The following is a 12,993-nucleotide window of genomic DNA, read 5'->3' as shown; positions in this document are numbered from 1 at the left end:
ACCTTATCCCCACCCCTCAGGGCAGCCTTGCCCTAATCCTCACTGCCCCCGACCAGATTCAGCCCCTTTGGCTAAATGACTTCACCCAAACGCAACTGATCGCCCTACTCCAAAACGACGACAACACTGGCTGGTTTAATGCTTACACTCAACAACAGCAAAACTATCAGGCTTGGCACAGCACCCTCGATCACACCTTAGAAAGCCTGTGGGCACCCCTGATAGCTCCCCTAGTGGAAGCCATGCAAACTTCCTCCACCACCACAGTCACCCTCATTCCCACCGAACTCCTTAGCCTGCTGCCCCTCCACGCAGTCCGCGACCCCCAAACACGCCGCTACGCCCTCGATCACCTCTCCATCACCTACGCCCCCAACGCTCAATCCCTCACCGCTGCTCGGGCAATCGCTGATCGCGTCCAAGCGGACTCAATCCTCGCAGTCGATAACCCCCGAAACGACTTACCCGCCTCCGCGCAAGAAGTCCAGGCAGTGATTTCCACCTTCCTCGAATACACCGTTTTGAGCAATGACAAAGCCACCGTAGACCAGGTGCGCTCTCAACTGCTCAACGCCACCACTGCCCACTTCTCCTGCCATGGCATCGCCAATCTCGATGAACCCCTTGCGAGCGGACTGTTCATGAGCGATGGTCTGCTCACCCTCAAAGACATCTTCGCCCTAAACCTGGTGGACACAGCCCGAGGCAACGAAGGTCTCCGACTCGCCGTCCTCTCCTCCTGCGAAACTGGAATGATTGGCACTGAAAACGCGGACGAAGCCATCAGCCTGCCCACCGGGTTGCTCCAAGCCGGTGTCGCTGCTGTCATTGCCTCCCTCTGGGCCGTGGATGATCGCAGTACCATGCTGCTTTTGACCAAGTTCTACGACCTCTGGCGCAAGGATGGCCTACCCCCCGACCAAGCCCTGCGTCAAGCCCAAATCTGGCTGCGGGACAGCACTGCTGGGGAAATTGCTGCCTACGGCGGCTTCTTTACCCCCACTCCAGACGATCGCCCCTACGCCCATCCCTTCTACTGGGCTGCCTTTAGCTACACTGGCGTTTAAATTTCCTCCTTATATATTTCCCCCTATGTATGATCCGCAAGAAATTCTCGGTGCAGCCAAAGCCATCCTTCCAGTCTTGCCGAAACTGCTGGATGAACCAACCGCTAACCAGTTGCAAGCACAATTGAATAGCCATCTGGCGACTCAAGACATCGCTAAAATCTGGGAAACCCTAGAGCAATCGCCCCAGACCCAACGCTGGCGATCAAAATATCTCAATCAAGAGGTAGCAACTCGCTCCGTCTCCCAACTGGCGGGTGACATGGTCGCCCAACCCAGTGGCCTCATCTACGCCTGCCCCCACTGCGACTACCGCGATGTGATTTTCCTCCTCGGCATGGATCCCGACCCCTGCTCCGATCATCCCGATGCCGTGCTTCATCGCGTTTAACCCTGGCCCCTGCCGCTATGCCCACCAAACTTCTCGAAGGCGTCAGTAGCAAACTTGCCGACCAATGGGTCGCCACCCTCCTGACCCCTGCCTTTGTCTTCTGGGCCGGGGGCTTACTCGCCTACGCCGATCGCTATGGCTTCGCCCCAATCGAAGCTTGGTTCCAGCAGTTCTCTGACCCGATGCAACTGGGCCTAATTGCGATCGCCCTTTGCACTGTTGCCGCTTCTGCCTTCGTGGCCCAACGGTTTGACACCGCTGTTTTGCGCGGGCTAGAAGGCTATTGGTATCCCGGTGTACGCCGCCTCTCTATACCGCTGCTGCACTGGCAAAAAGCGCATCGCCGCCGCATTCTCAAAACCCTCAAACAGCTCAACCCCAAGCTGCAAAATAGCACTGCTACTGCCGCCGAACGGGCAGAATTTGTGCGGTGCGATCGCGCCCTGCACCAGTGGCCAGAGCAAGAAGACGACCTCCTCCCCACCCGCCTGGGCAACATTCTCCGCGCCGCCGAACGCCGCCCCTACTACCGCTATGGATTGGATGCGATCGTCTGCTGGCCACGTCTCTGGCTACTGCTCCCCGAGGCCGTCAAAAAAGACCTCCAAGCTGCCCAAACCGAGTTGAGCAACGCCGTGCGTCTCGTGTTCTGGAGCCTGCTATTTCTAATCTGGAGTATTTGGGCCTGGTGGGCTTTCCCCATGGGGGTCGTATCGGCCTGCTTTGCTTACGGTTGGGCCGTGGATGCTTCCAGTGTCTATGCCAATTTAATCGAGGCCACCTTTGATCTGCATCGTCAGTTACTTTACCAAGCCCTGAACGTGCCCATCCCCCACGCTCCCGATGAGGAACGCCGAGTCGGGAAATGGCTCACCGACCGTCTCTGGCGTGGCCCTGACCCCAACATGCCAGACTTCCATGGCCCGCATACATCATAATCATGCCAAGATTATCGCTCTCGGCATGGGGCTTTCAACAGGTCTACTTGATGCAGCCCTTGATGCAGCCCTTGATGCAGCCAAAGAAGAGGCCAGTCGATCGCAAGCTGGGTTAGAGCGGTGCGGCATTCGGGTAGGTTATCAAGCCTCTGTGCCGCTACCAGCGCTATTAGCGGAGGATCCAGCTTGGGTGAACGAGTTATTGCACAACCGCTAACCCATGGTGCTGTCGTCCATTGGCTGCGGAATCATGACTGCCGGAGCTAAAATCAGGCTAAGCCTACGGGTGGCTATTGCTGCCCCTATGTCCGTATTACAAAGCTAGGGAAGAGCGCACTCTATAATTTACTGTGCAGCTACACCAGATTTTAAGGACAATGCCATGGCCTTGGTCTCACTTTGGATAAAGTGGCCAAGGCCATTCCCAAGGACTACTTCCAATCAACCCGCTCTGTCCTTGTATAGTCAAGAGCCTTGGATCGGCACCAGCGCCTATGTCGCCAAGGCACTTTGGCCAAAGTAGCCTGGGTAAGGAGCTAAACGGCAGAATCCGATTTTCTGATTTCCCGTGTATCTACACTTCGCGATCGCGGAAGGTTTTGCACTTTTGGCAAACTTGCTGTATTCTATCTTTAGGTGCATCAGTCAGCCGGGCTTGCCTAAGGATTTTTTGCAAAAAAATGCCGACCCCCGGCTGGGAATCGACAGTTTATTTATTTAGTTGAATGAATTCTAACACAGCAACTGATTCAGGCTGTGTCGCTGATCCTTTGTCTAAGCAGGTGCGGGGGCTGATCACAACCCCTAAGGATGCCAGACAGGTGGCAGCGATCGCAGTCGATTACCTGGTTAAGTTCCATCGTGCTGGCATCAGCGCACAGATTGGAATAGCCCCGGCGGATTTAGATGCCGGTTGTTTGTATAGCCTGGTTCACTGGGCTATGGGCAACCGAAACCTAGAGATCGTCCAGGGGTTGCTTGCGACTGTCGTGCTGCCAGAGAAGGTGGCGGAGGAGGGTTAACGCCCGCGCGTAATTTCCGATTACTGGCGCGGTAGCTGGGCCTGCATTCTTTGCAGGTCTCCAGTAGTTTGCCTTCATTTAGGGAATTTGAGGAGGTTAGTTATAGATCTGGCGGAGTCAGCCCCGGCAACTCCACCAAACCTTTACCCCTTCTTAGAGTCCTTGCCACTATTAAACCCAGAGTGCAACCAGACTTGGCTACCGCATCCGGCGAGTCATTCTGGGACTTTGGAGCACGACTATGCCAAAAATTGATGTTCGCCGCCTTGCACAGGTTAACTTAACCCATCGATGCGGCACGGCAGCCGCGAGTTTACGAGACGATATTGACCTTAATTCCTTGGTTAAAGGAACTGACTATGAGCTGCGTAGTGGTGAATCCCACTTCACCCTCCTGCGCGGAGTCAAATTTGAGCAGTGGGTGTTGGCGGATGACTGCGCGCCCCTCCTGGCGCTTTGCCAGGAGCACTTGGATTTTGCCCCCGGAGATACCCGCGTGCTGAACCTGCGCGACGGTTATCCCAAAAATCTGGAAGGCATAACAGACCGAGCGACCCGCACGCGGCTTGTTATTCAGCAGATTCTTGAGGGGCAACCCGAAACCCCAAACCTTATTGTGGGGGCGGTGCTTAGCCTGAATATTGCTGGCCGCCGCCGCTTTTTTGAGATCGATGTGCTGGCGATTAACCAGGCCGGGGTTATTCGCCCCATCGAGATCAAAAGTTTCCCCATCGTTGATGGCAAAGCCCGCGATGCCAAGAGCTTGGGGTCTGCCTTCGAGCAGATTGCTCTCTATCTCCTGTTCTTGCAGAGGTTGGTTCACCTCTTAGAGGGAGATATTAGCCAAGTGCCCCTGGATGCGGTGCTGGTCACGCCTTTGAATGCGGGCCGAAACCTGAATATGGCCGTTACCCCAGTTGAGCGGCGAGTATTTCAGGCGAGACAGCGGGTGGAACAGGTGAGCCACCTGGCAGGGAGCTTAGGCTTTCTACCGGTTGAGATTGATCTAACTCCCATTGCCGACCCATCTCGACCAGAGCACGAACGGATTGCGGGACTAGAGGCTCTCACCGCGCATTTCGGCACCCATTACACTCCCGATTGCGGCAAAGCCTGCCCCTTAGCAAAGTTTTGCCGCAGACATGCCCACGCGGCAGGCTCGATCGATTTCATCGGCGGGGCCGTACAGCGACAACTACCCAATGTGAGTAGCCTACACCGTGCCCACGAATTGGCTACTGGCAGTACCCCGACTCTACAAGAGCGGGCCGTTGCAGAGGGATTGCGATGTATGGCCCACGTGCACCAAATTCTGACCACACTACACGTTACGGAGGAAGTCGCATGAGTTTTCAAGGTTATATGACGGCCCACACTTTCTCTGTGAGTCGAGCTTGTCGCACCGCCCATTACTGCCATCGGCGCATCCTCCCAGATCCCCTGATGCTGGTCATGCTGACCTTAGGAGCCCAGCCCTTTAGTACGGCGGCGGTCGCCTGGGGGCGAACCCCAGACGATTTTAATTTTGCCGTCGCGGGTGACCCCCGAAACCCACGATTATTGCTTAACCTCCTAGAGCGGTTGGCAGAGGAGTTTAACCCCTATTTTGAGGGGATGAGCAACAGGGAAGATAAAGTGCCCCAGGTGTTAGTTCCGAACCAGGCATCGGTCGAGGTGCTCTGGCAAATCCACCGCCGCTGTTTGGCAAATCAGAGTTGGATTCCTGAAAGTGTGAGCACGTTAGGAAAGTACCTGCGCATCCTCACTGACCGAGCGTCTTTTCCTGGGCAGCAGCTTTTGGTTCCCATTAACGACTTGGTGAACCATCACTGGGCCTTTCCACTGCCTACGGATGAAACTCAGCGGTTGTCTGCCTTAGATGCCTATATTGAGCCGACCCTACCAGGCGGTGGGTTTGAAACCCTGGAGGATTTAGACCGAACCGGTCAGGCTTTCATTGGCCCTCACCCCACGGTTCGGGAAGATCGCCCGTTGCAGCCACTCCTGGAAACGTTCAATGGATTGAGAGTAGGTGCAACTGACCTATCTGTGGTTAGGCCTCTTCTTGGGCCAATTGAAGATCACTACCAGCCACTGCTCAGACAAACTTGGGATGTCTGTTGGCGATGTGTCGATCGCGAACGCCAATACCCTGAAGCCACCTATGTAGAACGGCGCTGGCTAGAAGACTGTGGATTCTACCGCAACAAGCTGGCCTACGTGCAAGATGGTAACCGGTTTAGCACCAGAACTCACCCCAAAGCGGCGGCTGGAGAGTTTGTTAGCAAAGAGGCAGCGACCACCCAGGTACAAGCAGAGGAGGCGATCGCCGATCCGCTCAAAATGCTGCCGTTTTTTGCCAAAGACCAGGCGGTACTGGGCACCGTGGTGAGCCTAGACCTCGAACACCGAGAACGGGTGAATGGCTACAACAGACGCCGCCCCCGGCTGGTGCTAGCCCTCAGCGAAGTATGCCGAATGTCGCCTGGAACCAAGCTTTGGTGGACAGGATGCCCTGATGGCAACCCGTGGGATTTGCGAGAAATCATTCCCCCCACCGTGACCGAAGAGCTGTACCGCTTTGTGCTGGTGCATGAAAACCAAAACCCGAACGCGGATCGTCCCGAGATTGGGCAAACCGCCATTTTCTCGGTGCTCAATTTGGACAACCAGTACCAAATGCGCCTACCCCAACAAGCCCCATGGACTCACCAGCCCGGAGGAACGACCGATGTTTAATACTGACGTGACCAGCGCTGCCGATGCAGTAATTGCCGACGCGATCGCCCACACCCTGGCCAACCTCTCCAACCAGGGAGCCTTAGCCACCCTCGGGCCTGCGGGTGCGGGCAAAAGCACCTTTATCGTGCGATCTGTAGAGGCCGTGCGAGCCGCAGAAGCCAGGGTAGTGGTGGCTTCGCCCACGAACGAACAGGCCTTTGACCTGACTAAGGACATCGCCGAACGGCTTTCCCACGAAGTCGTAACGCTATATATATCCCAGAGGCGGCGATCTGAAGTGCCCGCCGCTATGCCCACCAACGTTAGAGTGACAACGGATTTTGGCACGGCGAACCAGGCATCGATCGTAGTCGGCACCTTAAACAAGCTGGGGGATGCCCATGCCCGAGGGAATTTAGGCCATTTTGACCTGTTGTTAATGGATGAGGCCTACCAGGCCAACTCAACCCACTACCTGACCGTGGGAGGGCTGGCCCCGCACCATCTGCTGGTGGGTGACCCTGGGCAGCTCAGCCCGTTTACGACCATTGCCGATGGCGATCGCTACCGAGGGTTAGCAGAAGACCCGCTGCAAACAGCGGTGGATGTGCTGCGGCGGCACCATCCTACGACCCCGGTTTTGCGACTGCCGATTACCCGGCGGCTCGACCCTCGGGCTGTGCCGGTGGTGCGAGCCTTCTATGGGGACCATGAGTTTGAGTCGGCGGTACTAGCTGGGGTGCGGCAGCTGGCTTTGACCTCTCCCAGCACCACCAGCACTCACTCTTATATAGATGCGGCGCTAGAACATGGGGCGGTGCATGGCTGGGCGCATGTTGAACTGCCCGCCGGGCATGTGGTCTCGGCAGACCCAGACACCATCGACACGATTACTCACCTGGTGCAGCGGTTGCTGGCGCGTAACCCGGTGGGGCGCTGCGAACGGCACCCCCACGGACGGGCGGTTACCCAGCGAGATATCGCGATCGCAGTTTCCCACAATGACCAAAGAAACTATCTGCTCTGGCAGCTCGGCCAGATGGGGCTGAACCAGGTGGTGGTGGATACCGCTAACAAGCTCCAGGGGCGGACATTTGAGGTGATGGTGGCCTGGCACCCGCTGGCGGGGCAGATGGAGGCAGACGCCTTTCATGTAGAAGCGGGACGACTCTGTGTGATGATGACCCGCCACCGCCAGGCTTGCTTTGTGGTGGGACGAGCGGCTGACCGTGAGCTACTGGAGGGGCCACCCCCATCCGCCCCGGCCTACCTGGGCTGTGGAGAGGAGCCCATCTTGGATGGGTGGCAGATTCACAGGCAGGTGTTTGCGAAGTTGGCCCCTCATCGGATCGCAGCCTAGCGGCCTGTACAGACACCGGGTTTCTTCCTAGGTTTTCTCTCTCCCCTCGCCCTTCGGGGAGGGGCTGGGGGTGAGGGCTCTTTAGGAGACTAAGAAACCCGGTTTCTTAACCGACAGATTTAGAAATGGGCTTAATGCCAAACCAAAATCAGGAGATGTCTATGATCAGCTACCGATCGGGTGCAGGGGCCTGGGGTATGCCCCAGGCAAAACTAAAGCGGGGGCTCTAGCCATGAAAGTTGCTCGGGTAAAACGAAACGCCCTGGCGGATCGGTGGGATCCGTTAGGGGTGATCTATGCTCTGCCTGAGGGGGAGGGCTGGCGGCAGGTGGGCGATCGCGCCATGGTCGCTTCTTCCCTGCGGCTCTACATGCTGGACGCTGACTTACAGCAAATGCCCCTTTACCGAGTGCCCGACTTAGCGGGCGATACCCTAGAACCGCCCATCGAGTACTGGCAGAAAGATTCTCTGGAGGGCATCCCTGAAAAATTGCGGCTTCACCAAATGCAGCCGGGGGATGTAGCCATTACTCAACTCGCCCCCCCTCGGGCCACTTGGGGAACCGAGGCCACCCCTCGCCTACCCCTGGCGGACAACTGGTTCATGGTAAGAGGACTAAAAGAAGCTGAAGGGTTTTGGCTCACCCAATACCTCAACCATCCAGCCATTCAGCAGCGGCTGGCCAACCAGGTATCGGGCACCCTTTTACCCCGGCTAAGTGCGCGAGATATCAAAGGGCTGAGCTATCCGCCTGTGCCGGAGGAGGCAGGAGATCTGGCAATCCGCTGGGCTGATTTGGAAGCGGATCATTTCTCTGCCCTAGAAGCGTTGCAAAAACTGCAAACGGAGCTGGAGGAAAAGATTACCGCCACCCTCCCAGATTTGCCCGATGCCCGATCGCCCGCTTTCTTCAGCCCTGAGTTGCTGGATGATGTGCTGCTGCCAGGGTTTGCCCACCTGGGACGTTTTCAGGCCGAACTTGATCTGTTGGGCTGGCGGCCCCTAAAAGAATGGGTGCAATCGACCCGGTGGGGGCGCGGTCGGCTCAAGGGAGAAGATTCCCCCGATTTGCGGGTGCTGCGGCTGTCGGATGTGAACGAGCGGTTTGGCTTCAAACTACCAGAGGAATCGGCGGTGAACAGTCGCCTGTCTAACCTGCAAGCCGCTCCCCTGGAGCCGGGTGAGGTGCTGCTGTCTACCCTGGGGAGTGCGCCTAAGGTGGTGTTTAACCATCCGCCTATGACCGAGCCAGGACTGGATGGAACGGATCGCCCCCATGAGATTTACCTGACCGACTACTGGGTACGGCTCAAGTCCTCTTGGCCAGGGGCGCTGGCGCTGGTGCTCAACACCCCAGTGGTAAAGTGGCAATTGGCCCAAAGCACCATCGGCGTGGTGCAGCAGATGGTCAGCCGAGAAGCCCTGAGCCAGGTGAGGGTGCCGCCTTTGTTAAATGGTTCCGATGGAGAAGAGTTTCACCAGTCCCTTTGCCTTACCCTAGAAAAGCTGGCTGAAGTACAGAAGAACCAAGGGGAGATCCGGGTAAAGGTGCGCTACTTGATCGATCAGGCATTGCAGGAGGTGGGGCTATGACGCCAGAGATTGTCGATCAGCTGCTGGCGCGGGTGCGGCAAGAGCCGGGGAGCGGGGCGGAGCTGCACCGCCTGGCCCAGTCCCAGGGGAGTGGCTGGAGTGCGGCCCAGGTGAAGCTGTTGCTGCGGTGCCTGCCAGAGGTGACCTGGGAAGACGACCAGTTTTCGGCGGTAGACCAGGCGGAGGAAGACCCGATGGTGACGGCGTTACTAAAGGTGGTTGGTTCCACTCCCATTCCGGCGGCGGCGCTGGTGCGGCGGCTGCCACCGGGGATGATCGCCACCCCGCAAATTTTATGCCAGTTGGCGGAGCAGCACCCAGAGCTAGAGGTGGTGCCGCCTAACCGGATTCGTAAACGTTAAAGCCTTTGAGAGAGATAGACAGACGCATGAACGAGCAGTTAGAAGCCCTCTACAAAGAAACGTGCAAACCTCTGGGCTATAAGGAGCTTGAGGTTGGCCAAGTTGGGCAGGAAAATACCCAGGCGGCGGTGTGTTGGGGAACCAAGGATGGTGCCCCGACCCAGCGGGTGATGCTGGCGGTGGTGCCGGAGGCGTATTTTGACGACCAGGCCGCCGACAAAGTGTTGACCCTGAGCTATGAGCTGGGCCAGCCTGAGCCGGTGGCGGCGGTGGTGAGCGATGGTAAGGAGACCCGCTATTTTGAGCTGAACCCGGCGGCTCCCTACGAACTTGACCAACTGCCGGAAGCCAGCTTGATTAATGACATCTTTCGGCTGCGGGTGGAGCAGACGTTTAAGTGGTCGCAGAAGGTGTATCACAAGCTCCAGAAGGGGTTTGATGATTTCCACGAGCAGGTGTACTCCAGCGTGCGGGATACGGTGGATGGCAAAAATGACATCATCGACGAGACGGCGAAATTTATCTTTTTAGAGCTGTTTCGCCTGCGCCACCCGGAGGCGGAGAAGACGTTTGAGTATAAGAACCAGACGCTAACCCTGGATGAGGTGTTTAAGCCGGAGCGGTTTGAGCAGGGCAGTAAGGAAGATAAGAAGGAATCGGTGGATCAGGTGCGGACGGCGTTTGATGCGCTGAAGGGGCATAAGGACTACGTGACGACCGATGAGGAGGGGCAGCCCTACCCGATCTTTACAGAGCAGGATCACCTGAAGCTGTCGAACCCGCAGAACTATGCGACCCTCATTCACCTGTTGCAAGACCTGGGCAATTTGGAAGATAACAACGGCCAGCCCATTCGAGAAAACGGTAATCCGGTGAAGGGGACGCTGGCCCACATGAGTGGGGATGTGCTGGGGCGATCGTTTGATGTGTTTTTGCGGCACAAGTTTCAAAAAGAGGGGATTGGTATCTACCTCACCCCCTACCCGGTGAAGCGGGCAATGGTAGATATGGTGCTGCACGATATTGCGAATGACCTGGAATCGTTTGGGCGGTTGATTGAGCGAGATGCCGATGGCAAGCCTGCGTTTAAGGTGTGCGACCCCACTGGTGGGTCGGGCGGCTTTTTGGTGACGCTGTTGCCCCCACTCCGGTTGCTGTTGGAGAACTCGAACTTAAGCGATAAGGAGTTTGAGCAGCTTTGGACAGACATGCTGGAGCATAGTTTTTATGCGGCGGATAGCTCGCCCCGCATGGTGCGGCTGGCGCGGTTGAACATGGCGTTGCAGGGGGCGAACCGAGCGAATATTTACAACATTGGCGACAGCCTGACAACGGATCTGTTTCAGCCCAACTCGTTTGATTTGATTTTGACAAATCCACCCTTTGGGACGCCGAAGTCGGCGAAGGAAGAAGAGGCGGCGCGACTGGCCAAATTTAGGACTGATATTGAGTTTGAGGATGAGAAAAAACAGCCGAAGGGGATTTTGAAGCCGACGACCAGCGGGCTGGCAATGGGGGCTACGCCGGATAAAAAAGGGGTGTGGAAGCCGAAGGATAAGGGGGTGGATTTGTCGGTGTTGTTTGTAGATCGGTGTTTGCAGTTGTTAAAGCCGGGGGGGCGGCTGTTGATGGTTGTGCCGGATAGTATTCTTTGCAATGCAAATACTAGGTATTTGCGGGAATATTTGATGGGCAAAAAGGATGAAAAGACGAATCAGTTTAATGGTGGCAAAGCGATTGTAAAAGCGGTTGTGAGTTTGCCGAGTGATGCGTTTAAGCTGGCGGGTACTGGGGCGAAGACCAGTATTCTATATGTGCAAAAGCGCAAGTCGAAGAAAGATGATGAGACTCAGTTTGTAGCGGAGACTCAAGGCTCAGTCTTTATGGCGGTTGCAGATGCCTTAGGATACTCGGTCAAGCAAAATCAGGAAGTACCTGATCAGCCTAATGATTTGGTGCCAATCATGGGTGCTTATCGGAGAGGAGAGTAATTCCTGAGATGCAAAGGCAAGTAATTATTGAACCGGATCTACTTACTGATGAGCGTCTCGATACAGGCTTTTATTCTAAAGAGTATTTAGAGGCCTTAGAAGTCTTTGAAAACAGTGGTTATACAGTCAAGAGAATTGGCGAAATTTCTACACCTTGGTCTTTTGGTGCTTATGCACTTACAAGTCAGATTGAATGGACGGAAGCGTCTAAAGGAGTTCCTTTTTTAAAGGCAGAGTCGTTAGGGTCTCCTTTGCTAAATGAAGAGAAGCTTATGTACGTGACGGAGACTACCCACAACATATTAACCAAGTCAAAGGTTCATGCTGGTGACATAGTTGTCTCCACTTCAGGGACAATTGGAAATGTGGCTGTCCTTCCAGCAGGGGTAGAAAAAGCAAACTCTAACCAGGACACAATTAAATTCAATCCAAAATCACCTGAATTTGACAATTATTTCTTAGCGATTCAACTTTGCTCAAAATATGGGCAAGCTTTTCTTCGGCGCGAGGGGGGAGGGGCTGTGCAACAACATATTTATCTTTTTAACTTTAAGCGAATACCTGTATTCAAGCCAGATGTTAAAGCACAAAAGTATATTGGCGACAAGGTTCGTCAGGCTGAGCGGTTGCGATCACAAGCCCAAAAACTTCATAAAGAACGTCTAAGCTTGCTAGAGCAGAAGATCGACTGGGCTGATAGAGTATCTATGTCGAGAATGTCTTTTCGATCACCTTCGGAACGACTTTCCAATAGGCTAGATGCGAAATATTATGATCCATCGGTAGAATCAATTCGTCTTGAATCTCGAAAAGATGCTTCTATCAATTCATTAAAGAGGAGTATCCGCAATGGTTTTGAATGTCGAGAGTTCGTTGCAGATGGTATACCTTACATTACTGTTAGCGAAGTTGTATCTGGTCGTCTAGAAGTTGACAAGGCACCTCAAGTAGGAAATTCAGTTGAGGTGCCTGACAAGGCATTTATAGATTCTAAAACTGTTTTGGCTGTAAGAACAGGCAACATAGGCACTGTTGTTCAGCCTATGGAGGAAGATTCTCATGCTGTCATTAGTAGCCATCTAATCCGCTTAAAGCTTGAGTCAGAAGAGATTGCAGCAGTAATTACAGCTTATTTGAATTCTGCTTTTGGCCAAAAGCTTCAAAAGGCGGCAATTTATGGTTCGGTTCAGCCTGAAATTAGCCAAGATGAGTTGCTGAAAATTCGCATTCCTAAAAATTTATTTGGACAAGGCGAAAAATTGTGGTCACTTTATCAAGCTTCCGAACACTTTTACCGTTATTCAAAAAGGCTGATTCAAGCTGCTCAATATTTTGTTGAAGCATTGATCGAGCCTGAAACAAACCTCACCGAAAAAGATTTGATCAAAGCCTACGAAAATCCCGAGGCCGATCGCGCCTTAATGGAACGTCTCAAAGTCGATGGTTTTGATGGCGAAGGCGATCCCCTCTTCCCTGACCTCGATACCCTCGCTGACCTAATCAAAAAAGCCACCGACCCAGACCCCGCCGAAGGCTAACCCATGAGT

General features: G+C 54.8%; 12 protein-coding genes. All 12 read left to right on the top strand.

Translation table 11 applies throughout. The features are described 5' to 3' along the window. Window positions 1–1,067, top strand: a 1,067-nt coding sequence (locus tag IQ273_RS22200; protein ID WP_194025347.1) for a CHAT domain-containing protein, incomplete at its 5' end; no start/stop codon positions are given. A gap of 25 nt (window positions 1,068–1,092) precedes the next feature. Further along, window positions 1,093–1,458, top strand: coding sequence for a hypothetical protein (locus IQ273_RS22195; protein ID WP_194025346.1), 366 nt, complete (start codon window positions 1,093–1,095; stop codon window positions 1,456–1,458). A gap of 17 nt (window positions 1,459–1,475) precedes the next feature. Then, the gene (locus IQ273_RS22190; RefSeq protein ID WP_194025345.1) at window positions 1,476–2,396 is read left to right on the top strand and encodes a hypothetical protein; all 921 of its coding nucleotides are present in this window, start codon (window positions 1,476–1,478) and stop codon (window positions 2,394–2,396) included. A 25-nt stretch (window positions 2,397–2,421) separates the two neighbouring features. Next, window positions 2,422–2,613 (top strand): hypothetical protein, encoded by a 192-nt coding sequence (locus IQ273_RS22185; protein ID WP_194025344.1) that lies wholly within the window; start codon window positions 2,422–2,424, stop codon window positions 2,611–2,613. A gap of 508 nt (window positions 2,614–3,121) precedes the next feature. Further along, a complete protein-coding gene (locus IQ273_RS22180) occupies window positions 3,122–3,418 on the top strand; it encodes a hypothetical protein (protein WP_194025343.1) in 297 nt (98 codons plus the stop codon). A 340-nt stretch (window positions 3,419–3,758) separates the two neighbouring features. Then, window positions 3,759–4,766, top strand: a complete 1,008-nt coding sequence (locus tag IQ273_RS22175; protein WP_194025342.1) for a hypothetical protein — start codon at window positions 3,759–3,761, stop codon at window positions 4,764–4,766. Continuing rightward, window positions 4,763–6,157, top strand: a complete 1,395-nt coding sequence (locus IQ273_RS22170; protein ID WP_194025341.1) for a hypothetical protein — start codon at window positions 4,763–4,765, stop codon at window positions 6,155–6,157. The genes IQ273_RS22175 and IQ273_RS22170 overlap by 4 nt, the downstream gene beginning before the upstream one ends. After that, window positions 6,150–7,499 carry an AAA family ATPase gene (locus IQ273_RS22165; protein ID WP_194025340.1) on the top strand — a complete coding sequence of 450 codons (1,350 nt, stop codon included), beginning with the start codon at window positions 6,150–6,152 and terminating at the stop codon, window positions 7,497–7,499. Before IQ273_RS22170 ends, IQ273_RS22165 begins: the two co-directional genes overlap by 8 nt. A 232-nt stretch (window positions 7,500–7,731) precedes the next feature. Beyond that, window positions 7,732–9,093: a restriction endonuclease subunit S gene (locus IQ273_RS22160; protein WP_194025339.1), complete on the top strand. Its 1,362-nt coding sequence runs from the start codon at window positions 7,732–7,734 to the stop codon at window positions 9,091–9,093. After that, window positions 9,090–9,455 (top strand): hypothetical protein, encoded by a 366-nt coding sequence (locus tag IQ273_RS22155; RefSeq protein ID WP_194025338.1) that lies wholly within the window; start codon window positions 9,090–9,092, stop codon window positions 9,453–9,455. Before IQ273_RS22160 ends, IQ273_RS22155 begins: the two co-directional genes overlap by 4 nt. 26 nt (window positions 9,456–9,481) lie before the next feature. Further along, window positions 9,482–11,446: a class I SAM-dependent DNA methyltransferase gene (locus tag IQ273_RS22150; protein ID WP_194025337.1), complete on the top strand. Its 1,965-nt coding sequence runs from the start codon at window positions 9,482–9,484 to the stop codon at window positions 11,444–11,446. Window positions 11,447–11,454: 8 nt separating this feature from the next. After that, entirely contained in the window at window positions 11,455–12,984 is a 1,530-nt protein-coding gene (locus IQ273_RS22145; protein WP_194025336.1) for a restriction endonuclease subunit S, read from the top strand. The last annotated feature ends 9 nt before the right edge of the window (window positions 12,985–12,993 follow it).

The sequence above is a fragment of the Nodosilinea sp. LEGE 07298 genome, from assembly GCF_015207265.1.
Taxonomy (GTDB): Bacteria; Cyanobacteriota; Cyanobacteriia; order Phormidesmidales; family Phormidesmidaceae; genus Nodosilinea.
The sequence above is the reverse complement of the archived record's forward strand: the minus strand, read 5'-3'. Positions and strand labels throughout refer to the sequence as shown.

Bases quoted from the DNA above. Each gene is read 5' to 3' on its own strand.
- IQ273_RS22160 (WP_194025339.1), top strand. From the start codon at position 7,732: ATGAAAGTTGCTCGGGTAAAACGAAACGCCCTGGCGGATCGGTGGGAT.
- IQ273_RS22155 (WP_194025338.1), top strand. From the start codon at position 9,090: ATGACGCCAGAGATTGTCGATCAGCTGCTGGCGCGGGTGCGGCAAGAG.
- IQ273_RS22165 (WP_194025340.1), top strand. From the start codon at position 6,150: ATGTTTAATACTGACGTGACCAGCGCTGCCGATGCAGTAATTGCCGAC.
- IQ273_RS22185 (WP_194025344.1), top strand. From the start codon at position 2,422: ATGGGGCTTTCAACAGGTCTACTTGATGCAGCCCTTGATGCAGCCCTT.
- IQ273_RS22190 (WP_194025345.1), top strand. From the start codon at position 1,476: ATGCCCACCAAACTTCTCGAAGGCGTCAGTAGCAAACTTGCCGACCAA.
- IQ273_RS22145 (WP_194025336.1), top strand. From the start codon at position 11,455: ATGCAAAGGCAAGTAATTATTGAACCGGATCTACTTACTGATGAGCGT.
- IQ273_RS22170 (WP_194025341.1), top strand. From the start codon at position 4,763: ATGAGTTTTCAAGGTTATATGACGGCCCACACTTTCTCTGTGAGTCGA.
- IQ273_RS22180 (WP_194025343.1), top strand. From the start codon at position 3,122: ATGAATTCTAACACAGCAACTGATTCAGGCTGTGTCGCTGATCCTTTG.
- IQ273_RS22150 (WP_194025337.1), top strand. From the start codon at position 9,482: ATGAACGAGCAGTTAGAAGCCCTCTACAAAGAAACGTGCAAACCTCTG.
- IQ273_RS22195 (WP_194025346.1), top strand. From the start codon at position 1,093: ATGTATGATCCGCAAGAAATTCTCGGTGCAGCCAAAGCCATCCTTCCA.